The 16,393-nt window shown below is 45.4% G+C and carries 14 protein-coding genes; 11 read left to right on the top strand and 3 right to left on the bottom strand.

All coding sequences use genetic code 11. The features are described 5' to 3' along the window. Positions 1 to 25 precede the first annotated feature (25 nt). Positions 26 to 814, bottom strand: a complete 789-nt coding sequence (locus OCT63_RS00525; protein ID WP_269982995.1) for an IclR family transcriptional regulator — start codon at positions 812 to 814, stop codon at positions 26 to 28. 154 nt (positions 815 to 968) lie between these two features. Here OCT63_RS00525 and pta point away from each other — a divergent pair, with 154 nt between their 5' ends. Together pta and OCT63_RS00515 are read left to right on the top strand one after the other, a co-directional pair. Beyond that, on the top strand, positions 969 to 2,087 hold the full coding sequence (gene pta / locus OCT63_RS00520) for a phosphate acetyltransferase (RefSeq protein WP_269982994.1): 1,119 nt from the start codon (positions 969 to 971) through the stop codon (positions 2,085 to 2,087). Between the two features lie 58 nt (positions 2,088 to 2,145). Continuing rightward, positions 2,146 to 2,913, top strand: coding sequence for a sulfite exporter TauE/SafE family protein (locus OCT63_RS00515; RefSeq protein ID WP_269982993.1), 768 nt, complete (start codon positions 2,146 to 2,148; stop codon positions 2,911 to 2,913). 50 nt (positions 2,914 to 2,963) lie between these two features. On the opposite strand, the gene OCT63_RS00510 is transcribed toward OCT63_RS00515, so the two are convergent. Together OCT63_RS00510 and OCT63_RS00505 are read right to left on the bottom strand one after the other, a co-directional pair. Continuing rightward, complete coding sequence (locus tag OCT63_RS00510; protein ID WP_269982992.1) at positions 2,964 to 4,685, bottom strand: cobaltochelatase CobT-related protein; 1,722 nt, start codon at positions 4,683 to 4,685, stop codon at positions 2,964 to 2,966. Between the two features lie 3 nt (positions 4,686 to 4,688). Beyond that, a complete protein-coding gene (locus tag OCT63_RS00505; protein WP_269982991.1) occupies positions 4,689 to 5,669 on the bottom strand; it encodes an AAA family ATPase in 981 nt (326 codons plus the stop codon). 265 nt (positions 5,670 to 5,934) lie between these two features. Here OCT63_RS00505 and xsc point away from each other — a divergent pair, with 265 nt between their 5' ends. The 9 genes from xsc to OCT63_RS00460 all read left to right on the top strand — a co-directional run bounded on the left by xsc (position 5,935) and on the right by OCT63_RS00460 (position 16,166). Continuing rightward, positions 5,935 to 7,746 (top strand): sulfoacetaldehyde acetyltransferase, encoded by a 1,812-nt coding sequence (gene xsc, locus OCT63_RS00500; protein ID WP_050643312.1) that lies wholly within the window; start codon positions 5,935 to 5,937, stop codon positions 7,744 to 7,746. A 452-nt stretch (positions 7,747 to 8,198) separates the two neighbouring features. Next, positions 8,199 to 9,005 carry an FRG domain-containing protein gene (locus OCT63_RS00495; RefSeq protein WP_269982990.1) on the top strand — a complete coding sequence of 269 codons (807 nt, stop codon included), beginning with the start codon at positions 8,199 to 8,201 and terminating at the stop codon, positions 9,003 to 9,005. 262 nt (positions 9,006 to 9,267) lie between these two features. Next, positions 9,268 to 9,705 (top strand): nuclear transport factor 2 family protein, encoded by a 438-nt coding sequence (locus tag OCT63_RS00490; RefSeq protein ID WP_060469319.1) that lies wholly within the window; start codon positions 9,268 to 9,270, stop codon positions 9,703 to 9,705. Positions 9,706 to 9,753: 48 nt separating this feature from the next. Further along, entirely contained in the window at positions 9,754 to 11,220 is a 1,467-nt protein-coding gene (locus OCT63_RS00485; RefSeq protein WP_269982989.1) for an NAD(P)/FAD-dependent oxidoreductase, read from the top strand. Positions 11,221 to 11,340: 120 nt separating this feature from the next. Then, positions 11,341 to 12,342: a TRAP transporter substrate-binding protein gene (locus tag OCT63_RS00480; RefSeq protein WP_060469321.1), complete on the top strand. Its 1,002-nt coding sequence runs from the start codon at positions 11,341 to 11,343 to the stop codon at positions 12,340 to 12,342. Positions 12,343 to 12,504: 162 nt separating this feature from the next. After that, a complete protein-coding gene (locus OCT63_RS00475) occupies positions 12,505 to 13,047 on the top strand; it encodes a TRAP transporter small permease (protein ID WP_269982988.1) in 543 nt (180 codons plus the stop codon). A gap of 37 nt (positions 13,048 to 13,084) precedes the next feature. Then, entirely contained in the window at positions 13,085 to 14,425 is a 1,341-nt protein-coding gene (locus OCT63_RS00470; protein ID WP_161754219.1) for a TRAP transporter large permease, read from the top strand. A gap of 11 nt (positions 14,426 to 14,436) precedes the next feature. Continuing rightward, a complete protein-coding gene (locus OCT63_RS00465) occupies positions 14,437 to 15,357 on the top strand; it encodes a cache domain-containing protein (RefSeq protein WP_269982987.1) in 921 nt (306 codons plus the stop codon). 236 nt (positions 15,358 to 15,593) lie between these two features. Next, positions 15,594 to 16,166 carry a hypothetical protein gene (locus OCT63_RS00460; protein WP_269982986.1) on the top strand — a complete coding sequence of 191 codons (573 nt, stop codon included), beginning with the start codon at positions 15,594 to 15,596 and terminating at the stop codon, positions 16,164 to 16,166. Positions 16,167 to 16,393 lie beyond the last annotated feature (227 nt).

Here is a 16,393-nt window from a genome sequence, read left to right as displayed (position 1 = left end):
GATGATTCGCTTTAGCCTACCAAGGTTATTCTTGCGCCCAGTTGTCTGCCTCTATCTTTGCCAATGCTTTCGCGGCTTTTTGTAGAGCAGGTAGGAACTTGATCGCTTCGCCTGGTTTCACTCGAATCACTGGTGCTTGGATTGCTAAACCGAGATTGGATTGACCGGTTGGCGATGGAATGAGTACCGCAATACACACCAAACCCGGTAGAAACTCTTCATCATCAATCGCAAAGCCTTGGATCTTCGCTTGTTCGATGTCTTGCTCTAACACTGAGTAGTCAGTGATGGTTTTGACTGTGTACTGAGTCAGTGGCACGTTTTCGATCAGTCTTCTGCGTTGTGATTTCGACATGTGAGCCAAAAACAGTTTGCCTGTCGCTGAGCAGTGCACAGGAACGCGAGAGCCAGGCTGCAAGTGGAAGCGAAGTGGCGCTTCGGTCTCTGCACGGTCAAGGTAGATGATCTCACCGCTCGATAGTGCGGTTAGGTTGCAGCTCTCGCCGACTTCTGCTCGAAGGTTTTCAAGAATCGTGCGTCTTGCACTGTGCATTGTGCTGTTAAACAGTAGGTTTTCAGCCAACTTTCTGAGTCGAATGCCAGAGCTGTAATGCTTTTCATCACCGTCTCTTTGAATGATGCCTGCGGACTCTAATTGTTGCAGCATACGGTGCAGAGTGGGTTTCGGTAGTCCGGTTTCTTCGACGAGCCCTTGAAGGGAAATAAACTCGTCTTTTTGCGCTATCACCTCTAATAGTGCAAAAAGTCGGAGAGTGGGCGTATCTCCTTGAACTTGTGGTGTTTCTGTTTGCATACAGTGATTCATCCTTGCGATATGTCTATGTGTAAGAGTGTACATATCAAATTAATATTCTTCAATTATCTGAATAAAGTTTGACCTTTTTTATTATTTCAATAATATAAATGCAAATTACGGAATAATTAGTTTCAATAAATGGAATTTTAAGATGAAAGCAATTGAACGGATTATTGATAAGGCGCACTTAGATCGTAAGCGTGTGGTTTTGAGCGAAGCTGAAGACCCTCGTGTACTGAAAGCGGCACGATTAGCGATAGATAAACAGCTCGCTTATATCACGCTGGTGGGCGACGAAAAGGCGATTATCGAAGCCGCTCAGCTGCATCATATTAACCTCGCGGGCATTCATATTGTTTCACCACAAACATCAGCACTCAAAGCTGTGTTGGCTGGACGACTGTATGAGTTAAGAAAAGCGAAAGGCATGACTTATGAAGATGCATTGGAGAAGATCAAAGACCCACTGATTTTTGCCAATTTGATGGTAAGGGAAGGGCTGGTCGACGGTACCGTGAATGGTGCGGTTTACACCACGTCTGATGTGGTACGAGCGGCGCTGCAGATTATTGGGCCGGCGCCAGACAGTGAGTTGGTGTCTAGCTTCTTTTTAATGATGTTGTGCGAGCCTTTCCATAACCTTAAAGGTGGCATGATTTTCAGTGATTGTGGGTTGGTGATTAACCCCAATGAAACCGAGCTTGCATCAATTGCAGTGGCGGCATCAAACAGTGCACAAACGCTGTTGATGGAAGAGCCGAAAGTGGCAATGCTCTCGTTTTCGACCAATGGCAGTGCCAAGCATGAATCGGTTGATAAGGTGCGTAATGCCGCCCAGTTAGTGAAGCAGCGTTGCCCAGGAATTGCGGTTGATCAGGACGTTCAACTCGACGCGGCAATTGTGACTGAAATTGCGGCGAAAAAATTGCCCGATTCCGAGGTGAAGGGGGAATCTAACGTGTTGATATTTCCTAACTTAGAAGCTGGCAATATCGGCTACAAGCTTGCTGAAAGGCTAGGTGGCGCGGTTGCGATTGGTCCGTTGTTGCAAGGGCTGAATCAACCTGCCAATGACTTATCCAGAGGGTGCAGCGTCGAAGATATCTTTAATGTAATCGCGGTGACTGCCGTACAAGCACAACAAGCTAAAGCGGTAAATGCAACGACGGATATTGAAGCTGATGCTCAAAAAGCTCCAGAAGATCAATACGCTACAACAAATCAAGAAGCTAAAGAAAGAGAAGAATCAGAATTTGAGTTTAGATACTAAGGCTCACACTTAAAGATCGCACTCATACTAACTAAAAAAGACCTAACTAGGATTGCCAATGGAGCTACTTGTTTTACTCGCCATTCTTGCCACCATTGCGGTAGGTACCTATTTCCAAACTGTCACAGGGTTTGGGCTTGGTATCATCGTGATTGGTCTTACGGTCAGCCTTAATCTGGTTTCGTTGCCCGTGATTGCCGCCGTGGTCAGTATCGTGACCTTGTTTAATTGTTTGGTCGCGTTGATGGGTAAGCCACTTCTTGGGGAACTCAAAATTCTGGTGGTGTTAGTGATCGGTATTATCCCCGGCGTATCGCTTGGTGTGTTTTTACTGGACGAGTTGAGCGAGTCGGCGACGCATATCCTGCGAGGGCTATTGGGCGCTATGGTGTTATTCGCAGGTCTGAGCTTTATGTTCAAGCCTAAAACCAGAACAGAACGCTCGACAACCGTATCCTTTTTGGTGTCTGGCTTTAGTTCTGGCCTAGCGGGCGGGCTGTTTGGGATGGCGGGTCCACCGATTGTTTACCATCTCTATCGGCAACCTTTTACACTCGATCTGGTGCGAAGCACGCTGCTGATGGTGTTCGCTTGTACATCGATGTCTCGTACCGTCAATGTCTACGCTGCAGGCGATATGGAAGCGAGCATACTGTGGTTGTCTGCTATTGCTGTTCCCTTGGTGGCGCTTGTGACTATGTTTGCTCGGCGCTTCCCGCCACCATTGTCGAATGACCAACTTAGAAAGTTAGTATTTATTGTGTTGATGTTGATTGGTGGGTATTTGATGGCCGTATCGGCACGGTCGTTGTTTGGCGCTTCGTAAACCATTCTCTACAAAGTAGGCTAGTGATTCGCTAGCCTAAGCCTTTCTGTTTAAACACGCTTTAGCATCTCAAAGATACTCCTAGATAACCCAAACAAGCAGCTCTCTTGTACATCTAACGTGATGTTGCTGCGATAGTACGGGCTCAAATCGACGCCCATTCCCACGCCATGAATTTCGATACTGTTTCTATTCGACTCGCGTTCAATGACTTGTTTTAGGTGGTTATCCAAATAGAACTGATCATTGGCTGTGCTGGTGGCGGTATCCATAGGGCAGCCGTCTGAGAAAACGATCAACATCTTTCGCGGTGCGCTATGTTGCTGCAAGCGCTGGCTAGCGAACTGAACCGCTTCGCCATCAATTCCTTCTTTAAAGATGTCTGCTTTTCGAAGGCTGGCAATACCAAGGCGAGAGCGTCTCCAATGGGTATCAAAATCTTTAAACACGATATGTCGAACTTCGTTTAAACGGCCTGGGTGTTTCGGTTGACCTTGCTTGAGCCACTGTCGGTAAACCTTGCCACCATTCCAGTTGTTGGTGGTGAAGCCGATAATTTCGAAAGGGATGTTGGCTAGCCCAACGGATTTGAGAATCGTATCCATCAACAGACTGAGTTTGTGACTGTGTTTTTGCATCGATCCCGAACAGTCCATTAAAAACGTGATGGCACATTGATGAGATGCGCCAATGTCAGGCTGATAAAAGACAGCACGATCCAGCGGTGACGTGATGAGTTTGGTGATGGTAGTGGCGTTAACAATGCCTTCTTCCAAATGATCCTGACGTCGATTCCTTTGCGGAGTCGCAACAAAGCGGGTGAGCATAGCGGCCAAGCGGCGAGTGTTCACTTGTCTCGCCATAATGTCATCGGTGAGCTTTTGCCTCAGTTCGAGTAACAGGGTGCGCCTGACGAGTTTATCTGCGGCGACCACTTGGTCAAATTCTGAATTGAATACCTGATAATTAGCGCCCGACAGCTCGAACACCTTGCTATTGCCTGTGATGTCAGTATTGACGTCTTCATCTTGAATGTCGCCATCAACGATAAGAGCCAGCTGCGCGAGAATCTTGATGTCTTCTTCAACCGTAGGTGTTGGCGAGTTATTACTCTCTTGTTCTTGGTTGATGAGCTCTTGCGCTACAGAGGCGAGTTTATTGGCGCAGTGAGCAAACTGTCGTTGGTTGGTTCTATGTTCCTTTAAGCGCTTCAGGCTGCTTCCGAAAATAGGCACGATGCCCGCACGTGTCGATTCAATGGTTTCAGCAATCGGTTCCGAAACTGGAATACCGGTTAAGCGGGTGTGGATGACCTGCATCAGCGTGAACAGTAACATGCCGATTCGTGATTCAGTGAAGCCATTTTGATGATATTGGTCGCTCCAATACGCAAAGTTGAATTGGATGCTGGTGGTCACGCCTTTTAGATAAGGCGGGACTTGAGATTCAATTCGTACCTGCTCGCAGAAATCATACAGCAGACGTTCGACTTCGTTTTTAGGTCGCAGTGAACAGTGAAGTTCAGTGTCGGAAAGCAGCAGTCGCAGTGCCGATGAATCGATCTTGCCTTGCATTGAAAGTTTGCTGTTTGTTAGCTCATGGCGGGACACAAAGGTGAGATCGTTGGTGTGTGCAGACTGATAATAGCAGGGGCTGTTGCCGTTATAGAGACGCTCTCCCCGATAGTTCAGGTTCAGTTCACCACTGATCGCTCTAGCGACAGACACACCAAGGTCGAGGATCTTTTTCTGCTGAGAAGAAACATTGGCCATGGTTTACGACTCCGAGTGTGAATAGTTTTGAGTAGGTGTTTCTAAATATTCACCAAAGCAACGGAAATAGTATTCGCTAACCAGTTCTTTCTCTTCGTCTTCACAGCGATTCAAGAATGACAGTCTAAATGCCGTCGCTACATCGTCGAATATTCGAATGTTTTCGGCCCATGTGATCACGGTTCTCGGAGACATTACCGTCGACAGATCGCCCACTATAAAACCATTTCGCGTTAAACCAGCGGTTGCGATCATTTTCTCAACTAATTGCTGACCACTTTCATTGTTCAGTTCTGGGCGCTTGGATAACACGATCTTGGCTTCATGTCGCGGATCTAGATAGTTAAGCGTGGCGATGATGTTCCATCGGTCAAGTTGGCTATGGTTAAGTACTTGAGTTCCGGAATATAACCCCGAGAAATTACCCAACCCCAGCGTGTTACAGGTAGCAAATAGGCGAAAAGAAGGGTGAGGTGTGATCACTCGGTTTTGCTCTAAAGAGGTGTATTTTCCGTCTTGCTCTAAGAGTTGTTGAATCACAAACATCACATCTGGTCGGCCAGCATCGTATTCGTCTAACACCAGAGCGATGGGTTGCTGGATGCTTTGCGGAAGAATGCCTTCTTTAAACTCCGTCACCTGCATTCCATATTTAATGACGATGCTGTCCTTTCCTATGAAATCCAAGCGGCTTAAGTGTCCGTCTAAGTTGATCCTTAAACACGGCCAATTTAATCTCGCGGCAATTTGTTCAATGTGAGAAGACTTGCCCGTTCCGTGTGTACCTTGTATCAGCGTGCGGCGATTAGAGGTGAACCCCGCCAATATCGCTAGCGTTACTTCAGGATCAAAACAGTAGTTAGGATCGACCTTGGGTACATACTCTCCCGCATGTTCAAACGCCAATACCGTTAGGTTGCTGTCGATTCCAAAACACTCTCTCACATTTACTGGTTGTGTAGGTATCAATTCCGGATCATTCATTTTTGTTCCCTCTCAATAGCTTCCATTGACTGCCTCGATGGGCGATATGTCACCGATTATTAACAGCTCACTCTAAGTTAACGACACTTTTTGTACGAAAAACTATCAATAATGTGATCCAGTTTTATTAATTAGAATGATTTGTTCCAATTTAATATAAAAAGTTGACGCGCAAAAAATCTACTACTAAGGTGAAAATGAATTCGAAAAAGAGACAATTCATTCCGAAAAATGAAATTTTGGTTAACTCAAGGAGAATGGAAGAATGAGTGAGCAAGAAAAACGTACGGTTGTTTCCGGCACAGTAACAATGACACCATCAGAAGCGTTCGTTGAAACTATGGTTGCTAATGATGTTACCGACATGTTCGGCATCATGGGGTCAGCATTTATGGACGCAATGGATATCTTTGCTCCTGCTGGCATTCGATTGGTCCCAGTGGTACACGAGCAAGGTGCTGCTCACATGGCAGATGGTTACTCTCGTGTATCTGGTCGCCATGGTGTGGTTATCGGGCAAAATGGCCCTGGTATTAGTAACTGTGTAACTGCGATTGCCGCGGCATTCTGGGCACACAGCCCGGTCGTGATTGTGACGCCAGAAACAGGTACCAAAACAATGGGCTTAGGTGGTTTCCAAGAGTGTAACCAACTTCCAATGTTCCAAGAGTTTACTAAGTATCAAGGACACGTAACGCACCCAGACCGTATGGCGGAATACACAGGTCGATGCTTTGACCGCGCAATGAGCGAAATGGGTCCGACTCAACTGAATATTCCACGTGACTATTTCTACGGCGAAACTCAAACCGAGATCCCTAAACCAGCGCGCTTGGACCGTGGTCCTGGTGGTGAGAAGTCTCTGAATGAAGCGGCAGACCTGATTGCTGAAGCGAAATTCCCAGTCATCATTTCTGGTGGCGGTGTGGTAATGGCTGATGCAGTTCAAGAGTGTGCGGCATTGGCAGAACGACTAGGCGCACCCGTAGTAAACAGCTACCTACACAATGACTCTTTCCCTGCGAGTCACCCATTATGGTGTGGTCCTTTAGGCTACCAAGGTTCGAAAGCAGCAATGAAGTTGATGGCTCAAGCGGATGTGGTTATCGCTCTGGGTACACGTCTTGGTCCATTCGGTACCTTGCCTCAACATGGCATGGATTACTGGCCAAAAGACGCGAAAATCATTCAGATCGATGCAGACAACAAGATGCTTGGCCTCGTTAAGAAGATCTCTGTTGGTATCTGTGGCGACGCAAAAGCAGCGGCTGTGGCATTAGCTGAAAGACTGGAAGGTCGTGCATTGTTGTGTGATGACAACAAAGGCGCTCGCCAAGACACAGTGGCAACAGAAAAAGCATTGTGGGAAAAAGAGCTTGATGAGTGGACGCACGAACGTGATTCGTTCAGCTTAGATATGATTGAAGAAAATTCGCACGAGACTCCGTTCTCTGGTGGCGAATATCTACACCCTCGCCAAGTATTGCGTGAACTAGAAAAAGCGATGCCAGAAGACGTAATGGTCTCTACGGACATCGGTAACATCAACTCAGTGGCAAACAGCTACTTACGCTTTGAAAAACCACGCAGCTTCTTTGCGGCAATGAGTTTCGGTAACTGTGGCTACGCGTTCCCTACCATCATTGGTGCTAAAGCGGCCGCACCTCATCGCCCTGCTATCTCTTATGCAGGTGACGGTGCGTGGGGTATGAGCTTGATGGAGACCATGACATGTGTTCGTCATAACATTCCAGTGACAGCCGTGGTATTCCACAACCGTCAATGGGGTGCAGAGAAGAAGAACCAAGTCGACTTCTACAACCGACGCTTTGTTGCTGGTGAACTGGATAACCAAAGTTTTGCGGAAATCGCACGAGCAATGGGCGCTGAAGGTATCACGGTTGATAAGCTAGAAGATGTAGGCCCAACTCTTCAAAAAGCCATCGACATGCAAATGAACGAAGGCAAAACAACCATCATTGAAATCATGTGTACTCAGGAATTGGGCGACCCGTTCCGCCGAGATGCACTATCAACGCCGGTTCGTTTCCTAGATAAGTACAAAGATTACGTATAAGTCATAAGAAGTTTGCCCGACCAAAACCGTCTCGTGAATGCAAGATAAAGAGTTATCGAGAATGTGGTCGGGCAAACAAATTAAGCTCTAACACTAGCCATTAATTTTAAATTGGATGATCAAACAGAATGGCTCAACGACCGAGTTGTTTTTAAAGATTATTAATAGTGCTGTTTTCAAAGATTCGTAATCGTACTGATATCTAAGTCTTGGGTCATATATTTCTATTATTTCGCTCTGAATATTAGAGCCCTAATGAAATAAGCAAGATGAATAGTACTCGGTTTCATTAATAGAGACTTATCAATTATTATTATGAGTAACTTTTAAATAGTAATTACCGATAAGTCGATAGAGTTCTTAGACTTTAGTCTGTGTATTTTATTAGGCATTGATTCTCATTTAATAAACTAAATTTAGTTATTTGTATTGTCGAGTGGTTGGAAGAAAATATGAACAATAAACGTTATATAAGCACACTCGAAGAACTGTATAAAATAATTGATTCATTAATGACTGAATGCAGTGACCAATGTGGTTTGATGTATAACGTGTGTGATTATGAAAACGGTAATCTGATGCCAAGTTTAGGCCGTTCAAATCGTAGGAACATACGCCGTGTCGAACAAGAGTTGTTATCAACAGTTCGTGTCTATGGTGGGCATTCACTGAGCTCACACGACATAAATGACTGGTTATTGATGTGTTTAGCCAAGAAACAGGGCTTTCCCACCCGTTTACTGGAATGGACCGATAACCTGTTAAATGCGCTGTGGTCGATGTGTCACAGTCAAAGTAAAGACTGCATAAATATAATTAAAGCTATTGATTATCAGCGGGTTAGTTTCTTCAGTTCGCCGTGTGATCTCAACAAAACTCAGATATTTAATGTGGCGGATTGCGATAAACAAGAGCCACGCAAGGACAAGTGGTATTCCATTCACCCATTTAAGGAAGGTGGCAATGATGCCATTCAGCCTTTGTACGATGAGAAAGAATATTCAAACGGTCTAGTGTCCGTTCATATTCTTCCATCTGTGAAAGTAAACCTGATAAAGGAGTTAATATCCATGAATGTTTTAAATGAACCGACAGAATATGTCGAAGAGAAACTAACAGATTTAAAAAACGAAGCACATGTAGATAACAACCAAGTCATAAATAAAGGTGACGGCAGTATCGAATTACAAGTTAATACTCATGATCGTCAACTTGAACAGTATGGTCGAAAGTATCATCAAGACTTTGATTTCGACTAAAGGCTAACACGTTCCAATTTAATTATATCTCTAATATCGAGAGTGAAAACCCGAGTAAATAAAATTATAACACTAATTAATTTATAAAAAGATGAAATCTGTGAGCTTAGAGATTGTTTATAACCTAACTCGAAGTTAGAGTGACTAACCTTGTTATCAGGTTGTTAAATTCTCGCAGATCTAGTTTAAACACTCTAATAAAAAATTGGCGTAAAGCTACTGAAATTTAAACCAATAACGAAAACATGAAGGATTCTGGAATATGAATATGCAAACCAATGCACCAACATTCGTGCTGGAAAACCAAGTCGACACCGCTTTTTTACAGTCTTTCAGTGATGCGTGGAATAACCATGATATTGAGGCGCTCATGTCTTTCATGACGGAAGACTGTGTATTCCACACGGTGGCAGGCGAAGGCTTGCTTGGAAACACTATCGAAGGGTACGAAGCGGTCCGAAATAGCTTTGAATTGGTTTGGCAGAACTTTCCAGATGCGGCTTGGAGCGACCCTGTGCATTTTGTGTGTGGTGACCAAGCAGTGAGTGAGTCAACGTTTTCTGCAACGAACCCGGATGGCAGCGTCATCGAAGCTCGTATGGTTGATGTGTTTACCCTGAAAGATGGAAAAATCAGCGTAAAAAATGCCTTCCGTAAAACACGACCTCTTTTGACTCCTAACAACACTCCCAAGAGCTAGACACGAAACCACAACCCGTTCACGTGTTATGACTAGGAGAGTCGAATTATGAGTTTAGTAATGGAACAACCGGCAGCCGATGTGCCGCCAAAGGTGAAAAGCCCCCAAGCAAAAGAAAGTACCCAAGCAAAAGACAAATACGATCCAAAATACGATCCACTTAAAGATAAAAGCCCAGGTCATGGTAAGGAATACGCTCCGACTTATTGGGTAGATACCGCAGGTACACCACCTGAAGATGATGGCCCAATCACGTCGGATATGGATGTCGATGTGGCGATAATTGGTTCAGGCTACACAGGCCTAAGTACCGCGATACACCTTGCTGAAATGTACGGCATTAAAGCGACTGTGATTGAAGCTAACCGTATGAGTTGGGGCTGCAGTACCCGAAATGGTGGTCAGGCTCAGTGTGCGTCAGGACGTTTGAAGCGTTCTCAGTGGATTGAACGCTGGGGACTCGAAACCGCGCTAAAAATGCACCGCGAATGCGTCGATGGCATGAACACATTTAAGTCTCTAATCAAAGACATTGATTGTGACCCGCAGCCGGGTGGCCACTTATATGTGGCTCACCGTCCAAAAGTGATGGCAACACTCGAGAAAGAAGCCAAGTTGCTGCGTGGCACGTTCGATTACGATGCGCAGATCTTAGATGCGGAAACCGTCAAGCGTGATTATGTTGGTGATCAAGAAGCGGCAGGCGCGATGCATGAGCCCGAAGGGATTGGCATTCATGCTGGGAAATTGGCGTTTGGTTATCTAAGAAAGGCGAGAGCACTCGGCGTAAAAGTTCACCCAGCAAGCCCTGTGATGGGATGGGAAACTCGCAACGGTGTGCACTACCTGAAAACGCCGGGTGGTGTTGTGAAGGCTCGTTCTGTTGGTGTTTGTACGGGTGGGTATACCAGCCAAGGTTTGCATTCCGAGCTTAAGAATCGCCTATTACCAGTCCTTTCTAACTCGATGGTGACGCGTCCGTTAACTCAAAGCGAAATCGCCGCGTGTAACTTCAAAACCAATCAAGTGATTACTGATACTCGAATTCTGCGCCACTACTACCGTTTGTTACCGGATAACCGAGTACAGATTGGTACACGCAGTGCCATCAGTGGCAAGAACGCACCTGAAAAGAAATACGAAGATATGTTGAGATCGGATTTAACCCGAAAATTCCCGTCTCTCGATCAGATCAAAATTGATTATTCATGGTGGGGTTGGGTGGATGTTAGCCACGACATGATGCCAAGAATTTATCAGCCGAATCCAAAGCAATCCATATTCTACGCACTAGGGTATGGCGGCAATGGTGTGATGTACTCCGCTCAAGCAGGTAAACGCCTTGCCCAGTGGATCGCAGGTGAAGGTCATAAACTCGACCTACCAATATTTGAATCAAAACTTCCGTTCCCCAACGTGAGGGAAGTGGTGGAATCAGAGATGTTTGCACCATTTCGAAGAGTAGGGCAACAGTTCCTTTATCAGTGGTATTCGTTAAAGGATGAAAAGCTGTAATCGCGACTCGAACATTGTTTCCAAAATAGGGAAATAGAACTACGACCAGGAAAGTTGTACCAGGTCACCTTGTGAGCAAAGTACAGGCTGGAAGTCTGTATGATATGAAAGGTTAAGACTATGAAATTTATTAAAAATAAAATTATTGCTGGCGTCACAATTGTAGCAACAGCGATGCTATCTCATGCCGCGGCAGCAGCAAATTTTAAAATGGCTATCGGCGATGCTGCTGGTGGTACGCAGTGGGAATTAGCGACATCATTTTCTGAATTGATGGAGCAAAAAACAGACGGTAAAGTCAAAATCGATCTGTTCCCGAATGGCCAATTAGGCAATGAGCAAGACACCGTAAATGATGCGGCAATCGGCTTACTCGACTTCTCTGTACTGGCGATCAACAACGTGACGCCTTTCTCTCCAACCGTTGGTCTATTGACCATGCCTTACGTCATTCAAAGCGCAGAAGAAGCGGTACTACTGACTCAAGGTCAAGTAGGCCAAGACTTAGTCGATAACACGATTCGTGATGCAGGCGTTCGCATCGTAGGTTGGGCTTATTCAGGCTTCAGGGTTTTGACTAACTCGAAAAAGCCCGTTGCTTCACCAGAAGATCTAAAAGGGCTAGTGATTCGTGTACCGCGTAACGAAATCATGATCGCGTCTTATCAAGCATGGGGTGTAAACCCAACGCCAATGGCATGGTCTGAGACTTTCACTGGCCTGCAACAAGGCGTGGTTGATGGTCAAGACAACCCATATATCACTGTTCATGCCATGAAGTTCAATGAAGTACAAAAGTACGTAACCAACCTCCGTTACATCTTCTCACTTGAGCCATTAATCGTTAGTGAAACGGTGTTCCAGCAACAGACGCCTGAAATGCAAAAAATCATTCTTGAAGCGGGTCAAGAAGCGACAGAGCACAGCTTTGCTTACCTAGAAAATACGGAAAACAAGATTCGCGAAGAGCTACAAGCAAAAGGAATGGTATTCACAGACCCAGCAGACAATGAGCAAGAGTGGATCAGCGATGTAACGAAATCAGTTTGGCCTAAGTTCTACTCAAGCATTGGAGGTAAAGATAAGTTAGACGACGTTCTTGAGTTACTAGGTAGAAAGTAACGATTAGATACGCCCTACCTGCTGTTCTCCGCTACATAATTACCTAGCGAAAAGCAGTGGATAGGGCATTTACATGGCTTTACTCGTTGATCTGCTCAGTACCTGATCTTTTTAGGACCGTGAGCGACTGGTTGTCATGTGGAAATCAACATTGGAGGTTATATGTCAATCGCTAAAACAATAAAAAAGCACCTTAACAACATTGAGGAATATACCTGTTGTCTGCTGCTCGCAAGCTTTGTCCTATTGCTGTTCACACAAATCCTTACTCGTCAGCTCTTTGATTACTCCATCCCTTGGGGGGATGAGGTCGCTACTTACATGTTCGTTTGGTTTGCCTATCTAGGGGCTGTTGTTGCGGCCAAAATGTCGGCGCACAACCGAGTGAGCTTTCATTTTAAATTCTTTCCGCCAATCGTGCAGACCGTGAGTGAAACCATCGCTGACTTCTTATGGCTCTGTTTCAATGGCTACTTCGTTTACCTCAGCTACGATTTCGTGTTCAACAAAATGAACCTGTTTTGGAAGTCTCAAACCACAGGTATCCCAATGAAGTACTTCTACATGATTTTGCCTATCGCGTTTTCACTGATGATGATTCGAATTATCTGGAACAACTACGAGCGTTTATTCAAAGGCGCAACCAACGAAGATCCAGAAGTCAAAGAGCTGCGCAAAATGACGGCACAAAAGTCCGCGCAATAGTCATCACAGAGAATAGTCGTAATAGAGAGATGTAATAATGGAATCCTATTTAACTCTAATTTTATTTGGTGGCTTCTTAACGCTGTTAATTCTGGGTGCACCAATCACAGTATCACTGGCCGGCGCTTCGATGGCGGCCTATATGTTACTCGACAAAAATCCCATCGCTTTAGTGCAAATCGCGTTTACTTCGGTGGGCAACTTCCCATTAATGGCGCTGCCAGCTTTTGTTCTTGCAGGCGCTTTAATGGAGGCGGCGGGTATCTCAAAACGTCTGGTGGATATCGCCGAAAGCTTAGCGGGTCCCGTAACAGGTGGTCTTGGCGCGGCAACGGTAATGGCGTGTCTTTTCTTTGGTGCTATCTCAGGTTCGGGCCCAGCAACCACGGCTGCGGTAGGCATGTTGATGGTGCCCGCGATGGTGAAGCGTGATTACGATAAAAGCTACGCATCGGCAGTAACGGCTGCATCCGGCGGGCTAGGGATCATTATTCCGCCATCCATTCCTTTGGTTATTTTTGGTATCTCGGCAATGGGCTTAATGGCGCCACCAGAAGCCATTGCTCAACACGGTCAGTTTGCTTCTTTATCGATTCCAAAACTGTTTGTCGCTGGGGTTGTACCGGGCTTCATCATGGCATCGACGCTGGTGGTAACCAACTACTTCATTGCTAAGCGAGAAGGCTATAAAGGGCTGACCGAAACGTGGTCGTTTGGTGATGTAAGGCATTACTTACGCCGCGGATTATGGTCGATATTAGCACCGTTCTTAATTCTTGGCGGTATCTACAGCGGCATATTCACACCAACAGAATCCGCGGTTGTGGCGATATTCTATTCGTTGTTTGTTGGGCTGTTTATTCACCGAGAACTGTCGTTCAAAAGCGTGATGAAATCTCTGTCGACCACGACATGGATCACAGGGCGTGTATTGTTGATCCTCTTTGCCGCTACCGTGTTTGGACGCTTGTTGATCGAGCAAAAGATTCCAGTAGTGGTGGCGGAGTCGCTACTCGGTTTTACCGACAACATGTACATGGTGTGGGCGCTAACCATTACCTTGTTGTTGTTTGTCGGCATGTTTATGGAAACGTTAGCCGCGATCATGATTATCGTACCGGTCTTGCTGCCGATAATGTACATGCTGGGTGCTGATCCTACTCACGTGGGCATCGTGGTGGTGTGTACCTTATCGATAGGTTTTGCAACGCCGCCACTGGGGGAGAATATCTTTGTTGCCTCGGGGATAGGCGGAGCTACGGTTGAGCAAATCACCGCGAAGATCCATCCCTTTGTTCTTGCTTCTGTTGTGGGCGTTTTCGTTATCGCTTTCTTCCCACAAATTACGCTTTGGCTACCGTCCTTAGTCGGTTATTAGGAGAGATAACTATGAATCTATCCAGAATTATTCTTATAAGTTGCGCCTTGTTTGCTGTGGTCAGTGGTATTGGTTTACGTGCTGAACACTCTGAAACAGAGAAAGAAGCCAAGCCTGTCAATGTGCTTGATATTTCTGAACCACATGTTGTCAGTAAAGCTGAAAGAAGAGCTAAAACCTTGCTGGCCAAGGCGGTGATACACGTTCAAAAAGAGGGTGACGATAGTGTTAAAGACTTCATGAGTGACCCTGAATATATCGATGGGGAGCTCTATGTTTTTGCTTTAGGCATTGATGGCCAATTCCTTGCCAGTGGCGGCTCATCAATGGTGCTAGTGGGTGACAGTGTTTTAGATACGCAAGACGTTTACGGCAATCCTTTTTTCCGAGAAATGATCACCAAAGCAGTACACAACGGTTTTGGTGAAGTGAAGTATCACTGGACCAACCCGACCGATCGTATGGGTGAACCGAAAACCACTTTCTTTGAGCGTGTGGGTGACGTGATTGTCGCTGTCGGTTATTACCCAGAACGTTCGAGTGCGGCCGAGGCAAAGAATTTATTGGCGAGAGCGATGACCGCGATAGTGGAATCAGAACAAGAGAGCCTGGCAGAATTCAATGACGCCGATGGCAGTTTTGTAGAAGGAGACTTATATGTGTTTGTGATGGATATGAGCTCTGGAAAGTTGCTGGCGCATGGGGTATCTCCTGAGCTTGTCGGGCGGTCACACAGCGAGATTCTAAGCCCTGACGATAAACCAATTCTTACTGAGATGTTGAACCTTGCGAAAGAAAACGGCCGAGGTGTTTACACCTATCGCTGGTTGAATCCTCAGTCGAGTAAAGTTGAAACCAAGCATACTTACTATCGAGTCATCGACAATAAGTTGGTCGGGGTCGGTTATTACACAAAATCAAACAACACGTAAAATGGTTTCTAACGAGCCCTCATCCCTGTTAAATAAAGGGCTAGGGGCCCAAAATACCAGTGTGTGTAAAAAAGCAATTTAGTAAAATTAACAGTGTGAAATTTTTGTTGTGAAATTGTTTCGAAAATACAGGTAGTATGAAATACATGGAAGCCACACAGTAAAGAACAATTTTTAAAAAGGTCAATCAGGATGTTTGACCTAAATGAAATTCAAAGCCGTACGAGGGATAGACTATGAATATGCTGACACTAGACAAAACAGAACTTCACAGAAACCATTCAACATTTATTGCTGAAGCTGTCTTTGCCGTCGAAATGGTGAAAGCAGACAAGCAACTCGAAAAACAGAAAATGGCAAAACAGTTGCTTGATACTCTATTTCCTCTAGAGGAAGGCTCGCACGAAGACGCAGTGAGCTATGAGATTGACTACAGACACGTTCAAGTTTACTTCAAAAACGGCGAACACACAGGCCTGAAACGTGCTAAGCACTTTGTGGCTTACACGGGTGATAAGTCTAAACCTTCTTCAATTCTGTTCCGTGATGAGAGCGGCACGCACGTTGAAGTGACAATCGGCGCTCGTAAAGGCACGGGTCACTTGGAATTGGTTGATATTGAAGATATTCAGCTAGAGACATGCACCACGTTTGGGCAAACGGAGGCCAGTTGCTCTTCAGGAATTCGTCACTGGGTGAGCTTGGTGAAAGGCGATGAAATCGGTCGACCGAATGCATCGAGTGAAGACAAAGAGTTCACAGCGAAAAATGGCGAAGACTACAATCTAGGTTTTTGCTTTGCGATCTAACGCTTTTTAAATTGAACTTCGGTGATTTAAATAACTGAGCGCTGCGATACGTGGCGCTAATATCGCACTATCGATTTCTCTTTACCTTTGGTAATTTCCCCGCCCCTATAGCGGGGCTTTTTTATTAGAGGTATAAGTAAATTAAGCGCTTCTTAAAGTTATCTAACAAAAGTTTTTTAAAATTTTATCCCATATCTTTGTTGGTGTAAGTATTTGTAATTAAATTA

It is taken from the genome of Vibrio sp. RW, assembly GCF_027587105.1.
GTDB lineage: Bacteria > Pseudomonadota > Gammaproteobacteria > Enterobacterales > Vibrionaceae > Vibrio > Vibrio toranzoniae.
The sequence above is the reverse complement of the archived record's forward strand: the minus strand, read 5'-3'. Positions and strand labels throughout refer to the sequence as shown.